Raw genomic sequence first — 17,059 nt, forward strand, 5'->3', positions numbered from 1 at the left:
TGCTGTACAGGGATAATAAATGAGCAATCTGTGGGAGGGTATCGACGAATTCGTGGCCGTCGCCGAAGCCGGGCAGTTCACCGCCGCCGCCGAACGCCTCGGGGTGTCGTCGTCCCACGTCAGCCGGCAGATCGCCCGCCTGGAAGAACGCCTGCAAACCCGCTTGCTGTACCGCAGCACCCGGCGGGTGACCCTGAGCGAAGCCGGGCAGACCTTCCTGCAGCATTGCCAACGCCTGCAGGACGGCCGCGAAGAAGCCCTGCGCGCCATGGGCGACCTGACCAGCGAGCCCAAAGGGCTGCTGCGCATGACTTGCGCCGTGGCCTACGGTGAGCGCTTCATCGTGCCGCTGGTGACGCGCTTCATGGCCGCCTATCCGCAACTACGGGTGGACATCGAACTGAGCAACCGCCCGCTGGACCTGGTGCATGAGGGCATGGACCTGGCCATTCGCCTGGGCCGTTTGCAGGACTCGCGGCTGGTGGCCACGCGCCTGGCGCCGCGGCGCATGTACCTGTGCGCGTCACCTGCGTATCTGGAACGCTACGGCCGCCCGCACAGCCTGTCGGAGCTGGCGCGGCACAACTGCCTGATCGGCAGCTCCGACAACTGGGCGCTGCAACTGGACGGGCGGGAGATCGGCCAGCGGGTTCAGGGCAACTGGCGCTGCAACAGCGGCCAGGCAGTGCTGGACGCGGCGCTGCAAGGGATGGGCTTGTGCCAGTTGCCGGACTACTACGTGCTTGAACACCTCAAAACCGGCGCGCTGGTGTCACTGCTGGAAGCGCATCAACCGCCCAATACCGCGGTGTGGGCGCTGTATCCGCATCAGCGGCATCTGTCGCCGAAAGTGCGCAAGCTGGTGGACTATTTGCGTGAGGGGTTGGCGGGGTTGCCTGAGTATCGAGGTGCCTGAAAAGCATCGCGGGGCAAGGCCGCTCCTACTGTAGGAGCGGGCTTGCCCCGCGAAGAGTGCTCAACCGCGCTTGGCCCAGCGCTGGCGCAGCCACTCGAGGTCTTCGGGGCGGGTGACCTTGATGTTGTCGCTGCGCCCTTCGATCAGGCGCGGCGCCTGCCCGGCCCATTCGATGGCCGATGACTCGTCGGTAATCGCCACGTCGGCCACCAGGCTGTCGGCCAGGGCCCGGTGCAAGGCACCGAGGCGGAACATCTGTGGCGTGTAGGCCTGCCACACGGTACTGCGGTCGATTGTGCTGCTGACCCGGCCGTGGGCATCGGCGCGCTTGAGGGTATCGCGCGCCGGTACCGCCAGCAGTCCACCCACCGGGTCATCGGCAAGCTCTGCGAGCAAGCGGTCGAGGTCGCTGCGGGCCAGGTTCGGCCGCGCGGCGTCGTGCACCAGCACCCAGTCGCTGTCCGCCGCACCCTGGGCGTGCAGCAGCAACAAGGCGTTGAGCACCGAATCGGCACGTTCCTGACCGCCTTCGGCACGCTGGATACGGGGATCGCTGGCGCAGCGCAAACCGGGCCAGTAGGGATCGTCAGCGGCAACGCTGACCACCACCCCTTTGACGCAGGGATGGTCAAGAAAACAGTCGAGGCTATGCTCGAGAATGGTCTGCCCGCCCAACTGCAGGTACTGCTTGGGACGGTCGGCAGCCATGCGGGCACCAACACCCGCGGCGGGAATCACGGCCCAGAAGGCCGGCAAGGTCGGGTTCATTGGGCAAGCTGGTAGAGGGTTTCGCCCTCCTTGACCATACCCAGTTCGTGGCGAGCCCGTTCTTCGACGGTTTCCATACCTTTCTTCAACTCCAGTACCTCGGCATCAAGCACACGGTTACGCTCCAGCAAACGCTCGTTTTCAGCGTGCTGGTCAGCGATCTGTTGCTTGAGTTCGGTGACCTGGGCCAGGCTGCCATTGCCCACCCACAGACGATACTGCAGGCCACCGAGCAGCAGGAGCAAGACGAGGAACAACCAATAAGGACTGCGCATCAGGGTATCCAGTGGAAAAGACCGCCACATCTGCAGGTCGCTGATGGCACGAAGCCTGGCCGAAGCCAGGCTTTGTGTTCAGACACCTGCAGCAAGGGCTTCTGAACGATCAGTATGACCGTTCAGCGCCGCTTTGCTGCGGTCTTTTTACCATCTCTTGCTTAGCCGCGAAACTCGGCACGGCCACGGTACACAGCCTTGCTGCCCAGTTGCTCTTCGATACGCAGCAATTGGTTGTACTTGGAGACGCGGTCGGAACGGCACAGCGAACCGGTCTTGATCTGGCCGGCAGCGGTACCCACGGCCAGGTCGGCAATGGTCGAGTCTTCGGTTTCGCCCGAACGGTGCGAGATTACCGCGGTGTAACCGGCAGCCTTGGCCATCTGGATGGCTTCCAGGGTTTCGGTCAGCGAGCCGATCTGGTTGAACTTGATCAGGATCGAGTTGGCGATGCTCTTGTCGATGCCTTCTTTCAAGATCTTGGTGTTGGTCACGAACAGGTCGTCACCGACCAGTTGCACCTTGGCGCCGATCTTGTCGGTGAGGATCTTCCAGCCAGCCCAGTCGGACTCGTCCAGGCCGTCTTCGATCGAGATGATCGGGAAGCGCTCGGTCAAGCCTTTGAGGTAGTCGGCAAAACCTTCGGCGTCGAACGACTTGCCTTCGCCGGACAGGTTGTACTTGCCATCTTCGTAGAACTCGCTGGCCGCGCAGTCCAGGGCCAGGGTGACGTCGGTGCCCAGCTTGTAACCGGCGTTGGCGATGGCTTCGGCGATGGCCGACAGCGCGTCTTCGTTGGATGCCAGGTTAGGCGCGAAACCACCTTCGTCACCGACAGCGGTGTTCAGGCCACGGGCCTTCAGCACAGCCTTGAGGTGATGGAAAATCTCGGTGCCCATGCGCAGCGCGTCGGAGAAGGTCTTGGCGCCAACCGGCTGAACCATGAACTCCTGGATGTCGACGTTGTTGTCGGCGTGCTCGCCGCCGTTGATGATGTTCATCATCGGAACCGGCATCGAGTACTGGCCTGGGGTGCCGTTGAGGTTGGCGATGTGCGCGTACAGCGGCAGGTCCTGGTCCTGGGCGGCGGCCTTGGCGGCAGCCAGGGACACGGCGAGGATGGCGTTGGCGCCCAGCTTGGCCTTGTTCTCGGTACCGTCCAGTTCGATCATGGCGCGGTCGAGGGCTTTCTGGTCAACCGGGTCCTTGCCCAGCAGCAGGTCGCGGATCGGGCCGTTGATGTTGGCAACTGCCTTGAGTACGCCCTTGCCCATGTAACGGCTCTTGTCGCCATCACGCAGCTCCAGCGCTTCGCGCGAGCCAGTGGAAGCACCGGACGGCGCGCAGGCGCTGCCGATGATGCCGTTGTCGAGCAGCACGTCCGCTTCTACGGTAGGGTTACCACGCGAATCGAGAACTTCACGACCTTTGATGTCGACGATTTTTGCCATTGTTGTAAGCACTCCAGAATTGACGAAAACAACGCAGCTGAGAAAAATCTTGCCGCTCGCCGGGCAATTTGAAACAGGCAGGCCCGGCGAAAGCAGACCCCTGACCCGAGGGTCAGAGGTTGAACGGGGGGTACTTTACCGGAGAATCGAGGATTACGCGGTTTCTACCGTCGGAAAACTCTTCACCAGGTCATCAAGTTGCTTGAGCTGGGCCAGGAAAGGCTCCAGTTTGTCCAGGCGCAGGGCGCAAGGACCGTCACACTTGGCGTTGTCCGGATCCGGATGCGCCTCGAGGAACAGGCCAGCCAGGCCCTGGCTCAGGCCTGCCTTGGCCAGGTCGGTGACCTGGGCGCGGCGACCACCGGCGGAATCGGCGCGACCACCCGGCATCTGCAGGGAGTGGGTGACGTCGAAGAACACCGGGTACTCGAACTGCTTCATGATGCCGAAGCCGAGCATGTCCACCACCAGGTTGTTGTAACCGAAGCTTGAACCACGCTCGCAGAGGATCAACTGATCGTTACCGGCCTCTTCGCACTTGGTCAGGATGTGTTTCATTTCCTGGGGTGCGAGGAACTGGGCTTTCTTGATGTTGATCACCGCGCCGGTCTTGGCCATGGCCACCACCAGGTCGGTCTGGCGCGAGAGGAAGGCCGGCAACTGGATGATGTCGCAGACCTTGGCCACCGCAGCAGCCTGTTCTGGCTCGTGCACGTCGGTGATGACCGGCACGTTGAAGGTCTTCTTGATCTCTTCGAAGATCTTCATCCCCTCTTCCAGGCCAGGGCCACGGTAGGAGTTGATCGACGAACGGTTGGCCTTGTCGAAGCTGGCCTTGAACACGTAAGGGATACCGAGTTTCTCGGTAACCCGCACGTACTCTTCACAGACCTTCATGGCCAGGTCACGGGATTCCAGCACGTTCATGCCGCCGAACAGGACGAACGGCTTGTCGTTGGCGATCTCGATGTTACCGACGCGAATGATCTTCTGGGTCATGAATCAGGCCTTGTTCTTTTGAGCCAGTGCCGCCTTGACGAAGCCGCTGAACAGCGGATGGCCGTCACGCGGGGTCGAGGTGAACTCCGGGTGGAACTGGCAAGCGACGAACCATGGATGATCCTGGGACTCGACCACTTCGACCAGCGCGCCGTCACCGGAACGACCGGAGACTTTCAGGCCGGCTTCGACCAGTTGTGGCAGCAGGTTGTTGTTCACTTCGTAGCGATGACGATGACGCTCGACGATCACGTCCTTGGCGTAGCAGTCGTGAACCTTGGAGCCGCTTGCCAGCTGGCATTCCTGGGCGCCCAGACGCATGGTGCCGCCCAGGTCCGAGGCTTCGGTACGGGTTTCGACTGCGCCGGTGGCATCTTCCCACTCGGTGATCAGGCCGACGACCGGGTGACCGCTGTTGCGATCGAACTCGGTGGAGTTGGCGTCTTTCCAGCCCATGACGTTACGGGCGAATTCGATGACCGCCACCTGCATGCCCAGGCAGATACCCAGGTACGGGACCTTATTCTCGCGAGCATATTGCACGGCAGTGATCTTGCCTTCGACGCCACGCAGGCCGAAACCGCCTGGAACCAGGATCGCATCGGCGCCTTCGAGCAGGCTGGTGCCCTGGTTCTCGATGTCTTCGGAGTCGATGTAGCGCAGGTTGACCTTGGTGCGGTTCTGGATGCCGGCATGGCTCATCGCTTCGATCAGCGACTTGTAGGCGTCCAGCAGTTCCATGTACTTGCCGACCATGGCGATGGTGACTTCGTGCTCAGGGTTGAGCTTGGCGTCGACGACCTTTTCCCACTCGGACAGGTCGGCACCGTTGCATTGCAGGCCGAAACGCTCGACGACGAAGTCATCCAGGCCCTGGGCGTGCAGTACGGCCGGGATCTTGTAGATGGTGTCGACGTCTTCCAGGGAAATCACCGCACGCTCTTCGACGTTGGTGAACAGGGCGATCTTGCGGCGCGAGGAGACATCCACCGGATGGTCGGAGCGGCAGATCAGCACGTCTGGCTGCAGGCCGATGGAGCGCAGCTCCTTGACCGAGTGCTGGGTTGGCTTGGTCTTGGTCTCGCCAGCGGTGGCGATGTACGGCACCAGGGTCAGGTGCATCAGCATGGCGCGCTTGGAGCCCACTTCGACGCGCAGCTGACGGATAGCCTCGAGGAACGGTTGCGACTCGATGTCACCCACGGTACCGCCGATTTCCACCAGGGCCACGTCGGCGTCGCCGGCACCCTTGATGATGCGGCGCTTGATCTCGTCGGTGATGTGCGGAATGACCTGGATGGTCGCGCCCAGGTAATCACCACGGCGCTCTTTGCGCAGCACGTGCTCGTAGATACGGCCGGTGGTGAAGTTGTTGTTCTGGGTCATGGTCGTGCGGATGAACCGCTCGTAGTGGCCCAGGTCCAGGTCGGTCTCGGCGCCGTCATGGGTGACGAACACTTCACCGTGCTGGAACGGGCTCATGGTGCCCGGGTCGACGTTGATGTACGGGTCCAGCTTGAGCATGGTGACCTTGAGCCCCCGCGCCTCCAGGATGGCCGCCAATGAAGCCGAGGCAATGCCTTTCCCCAATGAAGAAACAACACCGCCCGTGACGAATATGTAGCGCGTCATGAAAAACCCTAGAAGTCTGCGTTAAAGCGGTCAGTGCCGCCGGGGAAAGCGAAGGAAGGCCGAAGCCCCCGATCACCTGCGTCAATCACAGTGCATCTTAAAAAACTGCCGCGTCTGGTCACACCGGGGGTTGGATACCCGGTTAGGAGCTCGCTAAACATTTTTAGAATCGCCCAGCAAAAAACTGCTTGGTAATCGGCAACTGCTGTGATTTCGGGGAAGCCACAGAAGCTGTATCAAGAAGGGAGCGTAGTCTACCCGAATGTGCCTTTCATCTCAAACCTTGCTCGCTCGTCGGCGCATGCCAATGCAATTGCCAGTCGCCCTGGCTCAGCCCCGGCAGGTTGGCGACCGCCAGCAATTGCCCGGCGCAATACAGCAACGGCAGGCGCGAACGGGCGAATGACGGCAGTTGCGCCTCGTTGAGCAGGCGCTTCAAGTCGCGCTGGCCGCGGCCGGCAATTGCCAGGGTTTCGCCGCCCTGGCGGTAGGCAATGTGCAAGGGGCCCTGCGGCAACGTGCCGCTGAGGCTGACACTGCCGTTGTGGCTCAAGGTCAGCGCTTTGTGCGGGTCAGCCCAGACCTGCCGGCCACCTGCAGGCATCAACCAGTCACCGGCCAGCCACCAGATACGGCCAGAGGCGCGGTGCAATTGGCCGTCGGTCAGTTGCCACAGTGGCCGTCCGTCGGATGCCGCATCGCGCAGGGCCTCCCAGCCTGCCCAGTGGCGGCTGTCGGGCAAGCGCGTGCGCGGCGCCAGCCAATATTGCAGGGCGTTGCGCTGGCGCGCCGGGGATAGCTCGCGCAGCACCTCGAGGTCGAGCGAGTCCAGGCCAAGCCAGTCGAACGCTGCCGGGGTCGCGGCCCGGACCAGGTCGTCCTGCGCCAGTTCATCGAGCAGGCCCTGGGCTTCACTCAAGTGCTCGGCGCTGCGCGCGAGGTTTTGCGCGGCCTGCGGCCAGCGCTGCAGCAGTGCCGGGAACACCTGGTGGCGCAGGTAGTTGCGCGAGAATTGCGTATCGGTGTTGGACGGGTCTTCGATCCAGCTCAACTGCTGAGCCTTGGCGTACGCCTGCAGGTCGTTACGCGAAACACCCAGCAACGGCCGCAGCAACATGCCCTGCCCTAGCGGCCGCTGCCCGGGCATGGCGCCCAGGCCGCGCAGGCCGGCGCCGCGCAACAGGCGAAACAGCAAGGTTTCGGCCTGGTCTTCGCGGTGCTGGCCGGTCAACAGGATTTCGCCGGGATGCAAGGCAGCGGTAAAGGCGGCGTAACGCGCGTCACGGGCGCCCTGCTCAATGCTGGCGCCAGGGGCGACCTTGACCCGAATGATATGCAGTTCAACGCCCAGGGCGTCGCACAGGCGCTGACAATGCGCCGGCCAGGCGTCGGCCGCAGCCTGCAGGCCGTGGTGGATGTGAATCGCGCGGATGGGCGGTATTGGCTGCTGGCGGGACAGGCTTGCCAGCAGGTGCAGGAGGACACTGGAATCCAGGCCGCCGGAGAGGGCGATGCACCAGGAGGGGGCGGTGAGCCAGGGGGACAGCTTGGTGTGAAGATCAATCATCAGCGTCGACCCGGTTGCGAGCGCTTTGCGCTCGATCGCGGGTCAAGCCCGCTCCCACAGTTTGCCTAGAGCCCTGTGGGAGCGGGCTTGACCCGCGATTATCAGATCAGAGCCCGTAGCTCATCAGACGGTCATAGCGGCGCTTGAGCAGCGCGTCGTTGTCGAACTTCTTGAGCATGTCCAGTTGCTCGATCAGCTCGCCGCGAACGGTGGCGGACATTTTTGCCGGATCACGGTGCGCGCCGCCCAGGGGCTCGGCGATAACCTTGTCGACGATGCCCAGGCCTTTCAGGCGCTCGGCGGTGATGCCCATGGCTTCGGCTGCGTCGGAGGCCTTTTCGGCGGTCTTCCACAGGATCGAGGCGCAACCTTCCGGCGAGATCACCGAGTAGGTAGAATACTGCAGCATGTTCAGCTGGTCGCAGACACCGATGGCCAGTGCACCGCCGGAACCACCTTCACCAATTACAGTGGCGATGATCGGGGTTTTCAGGCGGGCCATGACCCGCAGGTTCCAGGCAATGGCTTCGCTCTGGTTGCGCTCTTCGGCGTCGATGCCAGGGTAAGCGCCCGGGGTGTCGATGAAGGTCAGGATCGGCATCTTGAAACGCTCGGCCATTTCCATCAGGCGGCAAGCCTTGCGGTAGCCTTCCGGGCGCGGCATGCCGAAGTTGCGGCGAACCTTTTCGCGCACTTCACGGCCTTTCTGATGACCGATGACCATCACCGGCTTGTCGTCCAGGCGGGCGATACCACCGACAATCGCGGCGTCGTCGGAGAAGTGACGGTCACCGTGCAGCTCGTCGAACTCGGTGAAGATGTGCTCGATGTAGTCCAGGGTGTACGGACGGCGCGGGTGACGGGCCAGGCGGGCGATCTGCCAGCTGGTCAGGTTGCCGAAAATGCTTTCGGTCAGGGTGCTGCTCTTGTCTTGCAGACGGGCGATCTCATCGCCGATGTTCAGCGAGTTGTCATTGCCAACCAGGCGCAGCTCTTCGATCTTGGCTTGCAGGTCAGCAATCGGCTGTTCGAAATCCAGAAAATTCGGGTTCATAGGCATCCGTCTTGGGTCTACGGCCAGGCGGCCGGCCGGTTGATCCGTTTGGCGCCCTACCTTAAGGGATCAGGCGCATTCAGGTCGAGATTAAAAATTCATCGATATTGCAAAAAGACGTTCTCACGTCCGAACTGGTCACGCAGGGCCTGAATCAAGCCATCGGCCGGGTCGATGCGCCAGCTTTCGCCGAACTGCAGCATGGCCTTGGCATCGCTGCCGGTGTATTCCATGGTGATCGGGCAGGCGCCGCGATGGCGCTTGAACAGCTCGCCCAGCCAGTTCAGCCGGTCGCCCTTGAGGGCATCGGCGTGCACTTTAAGGCGCAGGCTTTCGGCCAGGTTGGTGCGGGCATCTTCCATGCTCATCACGCGCTTGACCCGCAGGCGCAGGCCGCCGGAGAAGTCATCGTTGCTGACCTCGCCTTCAACCACCACCATAGCATCGGTCTGCAGCAGCGCCTGGTTGGCCATGAAGGCATCGGCAAACAGCGAGGCCTCGATGCGCCCGGAGCGGTCGTCGAGGGTGACAAAGCCCATCTTGTCACCCTTCTTGTTCTTCATCACGCGCAGGGCAATGATCATCCCGGCGACGGTCTGGGTGTCGCGCGCAGGCTTGAGGTCAATGATGCGCTGGCGGGCAAAACGGCGGATCTCGCCTTCGTACTCGTCGATCGGGTGACCGGTCAGGTACAGACCCAGGGTGTCTTTTTCACCACGCAGGCGCTCCTTGAGGGTCAGCTCGCGGGCCTTGCGGTGGTTGGCATAAACGTCGGCATCCTCTTCGACAAACAGCCCGCCGAACAGGTCGGCGTGGCCACTGTCGGCGGTGCGCGCGGTTTGCTCGGCCGCCTTGATCGCCTCTTCCATCGCCGCCAGCAGCACTGCGCGGTTGCGGTCGATGTTGGCCTGGTAGGCCTTGAGCTCGTCATGGAAGTACGGGCCCAGGCGGTCCAGCGCGCCACTGCGGATCAAGGCATCGAGGGTGCGCTTGTTGATGCGCTTGAGGTCGACCCGCTCGCAGAAGTCGAACAGGTCCTTGAACGGGCCGCCGGCGCGGGCTTCGACGATGGCCTCGACCGGCCCCTCGCCCACGCCCTTGATCGCCCCCAGGCCATAGACGATGCGGCCATCGTCGTTGACCGTGAACTTGAAGTCGGAGGTGTTCACGTCCGGCGCATCGAGGCGCAGCTTCATGCTGCGCACTTCCTCGATCAAGGTCACGACCTTGTCGGTGTTGTGCATATCCGCCGACAGCACCGCGGCCATGAACGGCGCCGGGTAGTGGGTCTTGAGCCAGGCAGTCTGGTACGAGACCAGGCCGTAGGCGGCGGAGTGGGATTTGTTGAAGCCGTAGCCGGCGAATTTCTCTACCAGGTCGAAGATGTTGCCGGCGAGGTCCGGATCAATGTTGTTGCTGGCGCAACCTTCAATGAAACCGCCGCGCTGCTTGGCCATTTCCTCGGGCTTTTTCTTACCCATGGCCCGGCGCAGCATGTCCGCACCACCGAGGGTGTAACCGGCCATGACCTGGGCAATCTGCATCACCTGTTCCTGGTACAGGATGATGCCGTAGGTCGGTGCCAGAACGGGTTTCAGGCCTTCGTACTGGTAATCGGAGTGCGGGTAGGCAAGTTCCGCGCGACCGTGCTTGCGGTTGATGAAGTCGTCAACCATGCCCGATTGCAGCGGGCCGGGACGGAACAGCGCCACCAGTGCGATGAGGTCTTCCAGGCAGTCGGGCTTGAGCTTCTTGATCAGCTCCTTCATGCCCCGCGATTCAAGCTGGAACACCGCCGTGGTTTCGGCCTTTTGCAGCAGGTCGTAGGTCTTCTTGTCATCCAGCGGGATGAAGTCGATGTTCAGGTCATCCAGGCCTTTCTTGGCCTGTTCGCGGTTGATGGTTTCCATCGCCCACTTGATGATCGTCAGGGTACGCAGGCCGAGGAAGTCGAACTTCACCAGGCCTGCGGCCTCGACGTCATCCTTGTCGAACTGGGTGACCAGGCCTCCGCCCTCTTCATCACAGGCAATCGGCGAGAAATCGGTAAGCTTGGTCGGCGCGATAACCACGCCACCGGCGTGTTTACCGGTACCCCGGCAGACGCCCTCGAGCTTGAGGGCCATGTCCCAGATTTCCTTGGCGTCTTCATCGCTCTTGAGGAAATCGCGCAGGATCTCTTCCTGCTCGTAGGCTTTTTCCAGGGTCATGCCGACTTCGAAGGGGATCATCTTCGACAGGCGGTCAGCCAGGCCGTAGGACTTGCCCTGGACCCGCGCCACGTCGCGCACCACCGCCTTGGCCGCCATGGTGCCGAAGGTGATGATCTGGCTCACGGCATTGCGCCCGTAGGCGTCAGCCACGTATTCGATTACCCGGTCGCGGCCATCCATGCAGAAGTCGACGTCGAAGTCGGGCATCGATACCCGTTCCGGGTTGAGGAAACGTTCGAACAGCAGGTCATAGGCCAGCGGGTCGAGGTCGGTAATCTTCAGTACGTAGGCAACCAGCGAACCGGCACCCGAACCCCGGCCCGGGCCAACCGGCACGCCGTTGTTCTTGGCCCACTTGATGAAGTCCATAACGATCAGGAAGTAACCGGGGAAGCCCATCTGGATGATGATATCCAGCTCGAACTTCAGCCGGTCCAGATAGACCTGGCGCTTTTCCTGGTAATTCGGCGTGGTCTCTTTCGGCCACAACACCGCCAGACGCTCTTCCAGGCCCTCGTGGGAAACGTGGCGCAGGTAGTCGTCGATACCCATGCCGTTGGGCGTCGGAAAGTCCGGCAGAAAGTGCTTACCCAACTGCACCTGGATGTTGCAGCGCTTGGCGATCTCGACGGTGTTGGCAATCGCTTCGGGCAGGTCGCTGAACAGCTCGGCCATTTCTTCCGGGCTTTTCAGGTACTGCTGGTCGCTGTAATTGCGCGAACGGCGCGGGTCATCCAGCGCCCGGCCTTCACCGATGCACACGCGGGTTTCGTGAGCGTCGTAGTCGGACTGCTTGATAAAGCGCACATCGTTGGTGGCTACCAGCGGCGCATCCAGCTTGTCGGCCAGGGCCACGGCGGCGTGCAGGTATTCTTCGTCACCGGCGCGGTTGGTGCGCTGCACTTCGACGTAGAAGCGCTCCGGGAACATCTGCATCCAGTCGCGCAGCAAGGCTTCGGCTTCGTCCGGGTTGCCATTGAGCAAGGCCATGCCGATGTCGCCTTCCTTGGCCGCGGACAGGGCGATCACGCCCTCGCTGGCTTCGGCGATCCACTGGCGCTCAATGATCACTAGGCCGTTGCGCTGGCCATCGACCCAGCCACGGGAAATCAACTCGGTGAGGTTGCGGTAGCCCTTGGCATCCATGGCCAGCAGGCAGATGCGCGACAGCGGCGCATCCGGGTCGCTGTTGGCCAGCCACAGGTCGGCGCCGCAGATCGGCTTGATCCCGGCGCCCATGGCGTTCTTGTAGAACTTGACCAACGAGCACATGTTGCTCTGGTCGGTAACCGCGACCGCCGGCATGTTCATCGCCGCCAATGCCTTGGCCAGCGGCTTGATCCGCACCAGGCCATCGACCAGCGAGTATTCGGTGTGCAGGCGAAGATGAACGAAAGAAGCCGACATGATGATCCTATAGCAGCACAAAACAACAAGGCCCGGATTGTACCGGGCCTTGATCAAAACAACAGCCAGTGCGGGGCGATCCTGACTACTGACGCCTGCCGCGCCCGGTCAGACCTCGGCAAATCCGCTGCTGATGGCGTCGCGGGCTTCGTAGGCGGCGCGTACCGGTGCGAACGAGCGCCGGTGAATCGGCGTCGGCCCCAGGCGCGCCAGGGCTTCGAGGTGCACCGGCGTCGGGTAGCCCTTGTGCCCGCCAATGCCGTAGCCGGGGTAGATCAGCTCGAACGCCGCCATCTCGCGGTCACGGGTGACCTTGGCCAGGATCGATGCCGCGGCAATCGCCGGCACCTGGCTATCGCCCTTGACCACCGGCGCCGCCGGTACCGACAGCTGCGGGCAGCGGTTACCGTCGATCAGCGCCAGTTTCGGGGTGACGCTCAGGCCTTCGACGGCACGTTGCATGGCCAGCATGGTGGCGTGAAGGATGTTGAGTTGGTCGATTTCCTCGACCTCGGCGCGGGCGATGCAGAAGCTCAGGGCCTTCTCACAAATTTCGTCAAAAAGCTTTTCACGCTTGGCTTCGGTGAGCTTCTTCGAGTCGTTGAGCCCCAGAATCGGCCGCTGCGGGTCGAGAATCACCGCCGCCGTCACCACTGCGCCGCACAGCGGGCCACGGCCCACTTCGTCGACACCGGCGACCAGGTCCTCGACCAGGTTGAAGTCCAATCCCATTTGCATCTATCGGTTTTCCAGCAGGGCCAGCACCGCGTCAGCTGCCTGGTTCGAGGCATCGCGGCGCAGGGTACGGTGAATCTGGTCAAAGCCTTCGGTCTGCTGCACACCGCCGTGCACCAGTGGCGCCAGGGTCTGGGCCAGGGCCTCAGCAGTGGCAGCTTCCTGCAGCAACTCGGGCACCAGCATGCGCTGGGCCAGCAGGTTGGGCAGCGACACGTAGGGGCTTTTTACCAGGCGTTTCAAAATCCAGTAGGTCAGCGGCGCCAAGCGGTAGGCAACCACCATCGGCCGCTTGAACAGCAGCGCTTCAAGGGTGGCGGTGCCAGAGGCGATCAGCACCGCGTCGCAGGCGGCCAGGGCCTGGTGCGAGCGACCGTCGAGCAGGGTCACCGGCAAGTCGCGGCCCTGGAGCATCTGCTCAAGCTGGGCACGGCGCTCGGCATTGGCACACGGGGATATAAAACGTACCCCCGGCACCAGCTCGCGCAAACGCTGGGCGGTATCAAGGAACAGCGCCCCCAGGCGCCCTACTTCACCGCCACGGCTGCCGGGCATCAGGGCAACCAGCGGCCCGTCGGCCAGGCCCAGCTGTTCACGGGCACCAGCCCGATCGGCGTCCAGCGGAATGCTGTCGGCCAACGGGTGGCCGACGAAGCGCACCGGCACGCCCTTCTCTTCATAGAATTTGGCTTCGAACGGAAACAGCGTGAGCATCAGGTCGCAACCTTCGCGAATCTTCAGCACGCGCTTCTGCCGCCAGGCCCAGACCGACGGGCTGACGTAATGCACGGTCTTGATCCCGGCCTTGCGCAGGTTCAGTTCGATGTTGAGGGTAAAATCCGGGGCATCGATGCCGATGAACACATCCGGGCGCTCGGCGATCAGGGTCTGGATCAGCTCCTTGCGGCGCTTGAGCAGCTCGCGCAGGCGCCCTAGCACCTCGACCAGGCCCATCACCGCCAGGCGTTCCATGGGGAAGTACGAAGTCAGGCCTTCAGCCTGCATCAACGGCCCACCCACGCCAATGAAGCGTACCTGCGGATGACGCGCCTTGAGCGCGCGCATCAACCCGGCGCCGAGAATATCGCCGCTGGCCTCACCTGCCACCAGCGCTACACAAAGCTCGGCCATGTCAGCGGGTGATGCCGCGGGTGGAGTTCTGGATCGACTTGAGGAACACGTCGACTTCAGGGAACTGGGTAGCCGGCTCGGCCAGCTCGGCAATCGCCTGCTCGACGGTCAGGCCCTGGCGGTAGACCACCTTGTAGGCGCGGCGCAGGGCGTGAATGGCGTCTTCGCTGAAACCACGACGGCGCATGCCCTCGAAGTTCATGCTGCGCGCTTCGGCCGGGTTGCCGAACACCGTGACGTAGGCCGGCACGTCCTTGCCAATCGCCGTGCCCATGCCGGAAAAGCTATGGGCGCCGATGTGGCAGAACTGATGGACCAGGGTGAACCCGGAAAGGATCGCCCAGTCGTCGACGTGCACATGGCCAGCCAGCGCGGTGTTGTTGACCAGGATGCAGTGGTTGCCGATAACGCTGTCGTGACCGATGTGGGCATAGGCCATGATCAGGTTGTGATCACCCAGGGTGGTTTCCGAGCGGTCTTGCACGGTGCCACGGTGGATGGTCACGCCTTCGCGGATCACATTGTGATCACCGATCACCAGGCGCGTGGCTTCACCCTTGTACTTGAGGTCAGGGGTATCTTCGCCTACCGAAGAAAACTGGTAGATGCGGTTGTGCCGACCGATGCGGGTCGGCCCTTTGAGAATCACGTGCGGACCGATCACGGTCCCCTCGCCGATCTCGACCCCGGCACCGATGATCGACCAAGGGCCTACCTCGACACCGTCGGCGAGCTTCGCCGATGGATCGATGATTGCCCGAGGGTCAATCAAACTCATAGTTTGCGTTCCGCGCAGATGATCTCGGCCGAGCATACCGGCTTGCCGTCAACCGACGCCTGGCACTCGAACTTCCAGATCTGGCGCTTGCAGCTGATGAACTTGGCCTCGAGGATCAGCTGATCACCCGGCAGCACCGGCTGACGGAAGCGCAGCTTGTCGGAACCGACGAAGTAGTACAGGGTACCGTCCGCAGGTTTGACGTCGAGCATCTTGAAGCCGAGGATACCGGCCGCCTGGGCCATGGCTTCGATGATCAGCACGCCCGGCATGATCGGGTGCGCCGGGAAGTGACCATTGAAGAAAGGTTCGTTGATGCTGACATTCTTGTAGGCACGAATGCGCTGGGCCTCGACGTCCAGTTCCACCACCCGGTCCACCAGCAGGAACGGGTAACGGTGAGGCAGGTATTCGCGAATCTCGTTGATGTCCATCATTTCGGGGGGAAGCCTGTAGTAAAGATAGGGAGCGCCGGTTTTCACACGGCGCTCCTTTAGCAAATCAAAGAGTCAGTCTAGGGCTGTTCGCTCTTGATCAGGAAATGGTATCAGCCTTCTGATGAAGCTTTATCGCCAGAGGTCACGGCGGCGAGACGCTTTTCCAGTTGTTGAAGGCGTTTTGACATCTCATCCAGCTGGCGAATTCGCGCGGCGCTTTTGCGCCACTCGGCCAGCGGCTGCATCGCCGTACCGGAAGAATAAGCGCCTGGCTCGGTAATCGAGCGCGTCACCATGGTCATCCCGGATACGAAAACGTTGTCGCAGACATCGATGTGACCAACCATGCCGACACCGCCGGCAATGGTGCAATGCTTGCCGATCTTGGTGCTGCCGGAAATCCCGACACACGCCGCCATCGCCGTATGATCGCCGATCTGCACGTTATGGGCGATCTGGATCTGGTTGTCGAGCTTGACCCCGTCACCGATGCGGGTGTCGGCCAGTGCGCCGCGGTCGACCGCAGTGTTGACGCCGATCTCGACATCATCGCCGATGCTCACGCCGCCGATCTGGGCGATCTTCTGCCACACGCCTTTCTCGTTGGCAAAGCCGAAGCCTTCGCCGCCGATCACTGCGCCCGACTGAATGACCACACGCTTGCCGATACGCACGTCGTGGTACAGGGTCACCCGCGGGGCCAGCCAGCCGCCCTCACCGATCACGCAGCGCGCGCCGATGAAGCACTGGGCACCGATAGTCACACCCGGGCCGATCTGCGCACCGCTCTCGATCACCGCGCAGGCACCAATGCTGGCGCTGGCATCGACCTGGGCATCGGCGGCAACCACGGCGCTGGGATGAATTCCCGCTACAGCCCTGGGCTTTGGATCGAACAGGTGGGAGATGCGCGCGTAGGCGAGGTACGGGTCGGGAACAATCAGGGCGTTGCCGGCAAAACCTTCGGCGTCGGCCGGCTTGAGCAGGATCGCCGCCGCCTGGGTTTCACCCAGGTACTTGCGGTACTGTGGGTTGGCGAGGAAGCTCAACTGCCCAGGCCCGGCTTCCTGAAGGGTTGCCAGGCCAGTGATTTCCAGCTCCTCGGGGCCACTCAGGGTGGCTCCGAGGAACTCGGCCAGCTGACCGAGTTTCATGGTCACGGTCATGATCAACGGGACTGGTTCATGCGCTCGATGACCTGGCGGGTGATGTCGTACTGAGGTTTGACATCAATGACCGCGCCACGCTCGAGAACCAGGTCGAAACCGCCTTTCTTGATCACTTCTTCAACTGCACCATCCAGCTTGGGCTTCAGTTGCTTGAGCATTTCGCGGTCGGCCACGGCCTTGGACTCGTTCAGCTCCTTGGACTGGAACTGGAAGTCACGGGCCTTTTGCTTGTATTCAAGCTCCAGGCGCTCGCGCTCTGGCTGGGCCATCTTGTCGCCACCGGCACGGATGCGGTCGGCAATGCCCTTGGCGCTGCTTTCCAGGTTCTTCAGCTTGGTCAGCTGCGGGCCGAATTTCTTCTCGGCATCGACGGCGTACTTCTTCGCCGCGTCCGATTCGAGCAGGGCCATTTGATAGTTCAGCACAGCAACCTTCATTTCGGCGAAAGCCGGGGTTGCGATCAGGGTCGCAGCCAGTACTGCCAGTTGAGTCAACTTACGCACGATGCACTCCTACAGAATCCGTTG

At 62.4% G+C, this 17,059-nt stretch carries 15 protein-coding genes; 1 reads left to right on the plus strand and 14 read right to left on the minus strand.

Annotated elements, in window-relative coordinates:
* Positions 1 to 19: 19 nt before the first annotated feature.
* Positions 20 to 916 carry a LysR substrate-binding domain-containing protein gene (locus BLR26_RS24260; RefSeq protein WP_093386657.1) on the plus strand — a complete coding sequence of 299 codons (897 nt, stop codon included), beginning with the start codon at positions 20 to 22 and terminating at the stop codon, positions 914 to 916.
* Positions 917 to 976: 60 nt separating this feature from the next.
* Here the strand turns inward: BLR26_RS24260 and ispD are convergent, their stop codons facing one another.
* The 14 genes from ispD to BLR26_RS24330 all read right to left on the minus strand — a co-directional run bounded on the left by ispD (position 977) and on the right by BLR26_RS24330 (position 17,035).
* A complete protein-coding gene (gene ispD / locus BLR26_RS24265) occupies positions 977 to 1,684 on the minus strand; it encodes a 2-C-methyl-D-erythritol 4-phosphate cytidylyltransferase (protein WP_093386661.1) in 708 nt (235 codons plus the stop codon).
* Positions 1,681 to 1,959: a cell division protein FtsB gene (ftsB, locus tag BLR26_RS24270; protein ID WP_038996723.1), complete on the minus strand. Its 279-nt coding sequence runs from the start codon at positions 1,957 to 1,959 to the stop codon at positions 1,681 to 1,683. The genes ispD and ftsB overlap by 4 nt, the downstream gene beginning before the upstream one ends.
* A 161-nt stretch (positions 1,960 to 2,120) precedes the next feature.
* A complete protein-coding gene (gene eno / locus BLR26_RS24275; protein WP_045193612.1) occupies positions 2,121 to 3,410 on the minus strand; it encodes a phosphopyruvate hydratase in 1,290 nt (429 codons plus the stop codon).
* A 153-nt stretch (positions 3,411 to 3,563) separates the two neighbouring features.
* Complete coding sequence (gene kdsA, locus BLR26_RS24280) at positions 3,564 to 4,409, minus strand: 3-deoxy-8-phosphooctulonate synthase (protein ID WP_045193613.1); 846 nt, start codon at positions 4,407 to 4,409, stop codon at positions 3,564 to 3,566.
* Positions 4,410 to 4,412: 3 nt separating this feature from the next.
* Positions 4,413 to 6,041, minus strand: a complete 1,629-nt coding sequence (locus BLR26_RS24285) for a CTP synthase (protein WP_038996727.1) — start codon at positions 6,039 to 6,041, stop codon at positions 4,413 to 4,415.
* Positions 6,042 to 6,312: 271 nt separating this feature from the next.
* Positions 6,313 to 7,608, minus strand: a complete 1,296-nt coding sequence (tilS, locus tag BLR26_RS24290) for a tRNA lysidine(34) synthetase TilS (protein WP_093386665.1) — start codon at positions 7,606 to 7,608, stop codon at positions 6,313 to 6,315.
* A gap of 106 nt (positions 7,609 to 7,714) precedes the next feature.
* Positions 7,715 to 8,662 (minus strand): acetyl-CoA carboxylase carboxyltransferase subunit alpha, encoded by a 948-nt coding sequence (locus BLR26_RS24295; RefSeq protein ID WP_045193615.1) that lies wholly within the window; start codon positions 8,660 to 8,662, stop codon positions 7,715 to 7,717.
* Between the two features lie 98 nt (positions 8,663 to 8,760).
* Positions 8,761 to 12,282, minus strand: coding sequence for a DNA polymerase III subunit alpha (dnaE, locus tag BLR26_RS24300; protein ID WP_045193616.1), 3,522 nt, complete (start codon positions 12,280 to 12,282; stop codon positions 8,761 to 8,763).
* A 108-nt stretch (positions 12,283 to 12,390) separates the two neighbouring features.
* Entirely contained in the window at positions 12,391 to 13,020 is a 630-nt protein-coding gene (rnhB, locus tag BLR26_RS24305; protein WP_093386668.1) for a ribonuclease HII, read from the minus strand.
* Positions 13,021 to 14,148, minus strand: a complete 1,128-nt coding sequence (gene lpxB / locus BLR26_RS24310; protein ID WP_093386671.1) for a lipid-A-disaccharide synthase — start codon at positions 14,146 to 14,148, stop codon at positions 13,021 to 13,023.
* A 1-nt stretch (position 14,149) separates the two neighbouring features.
* Entirely contained in the window at positions 14,150 to 14,926 is a 777-nt protein-coding gene (gene lpxA, locus BLR26_RS24315) for an acyl-ACP--UDP-N-acetylglucosamine O-acyltransferase (protein ID WP_045193619.1), read from the minus strand.
* Complete coding sequence (gene fabZ, locus BLR26_RS24320) at positions 14,923 to 15,363, minus strand: 3-hydroxyacyl-ACP dehydratase FabZ (RefSeq protein ID WP_010224833.1); 441 nt, start codon at positions 15,361 to 15,363, stop codon at positions 14,923 to 14,925. Before fabZ ends, lpxA begins: the two co-directional genes overlap by 4 nt.
* 110 nt (positions 15,364 to 15,473) lie before the next feature.
* On the minus strand, positions 15,474 to 16,529 hold the full coding sequence (lpxD, locus tag BLR26_RS24325; RefSeq protein ID WP_045193620.1) for a UDP-3-O-(3-hydroxymyristoyl)glucosamine N-acyltransferase: 1,056 nt from the start codon (positions 16,527 to 16,529) through the stop codon (positions 15,474 to 15,476).
* A 2-nt stretch (positions 16,530 to 16,531) separates the two neighbouring features.
* Positions 16,532 to 17,035, minus strand: a complete 504-nt coding sequence (locus BLR26_RS24330; RefSeq protein WP_038996736.1) for an OmpH/Skp family outer membrane protein — start codon at positions 17,033 to 17,035, stop codon at positions 16,532 to 16,534.
* Positions 17,036 to 17,059 lie beyond the last annotated feature (24 nt).

Origin of the sequence: Pseudomonas sp. UC 17F4 (genome assembly GCF_900101695.1) — a bacterium.
Classification (GTDB): Bacteria; Pseudomonadota; Gammaproteobacteria; order Pseudomonadales; family Pseudomonadaceae; genus Aquipseudomonas.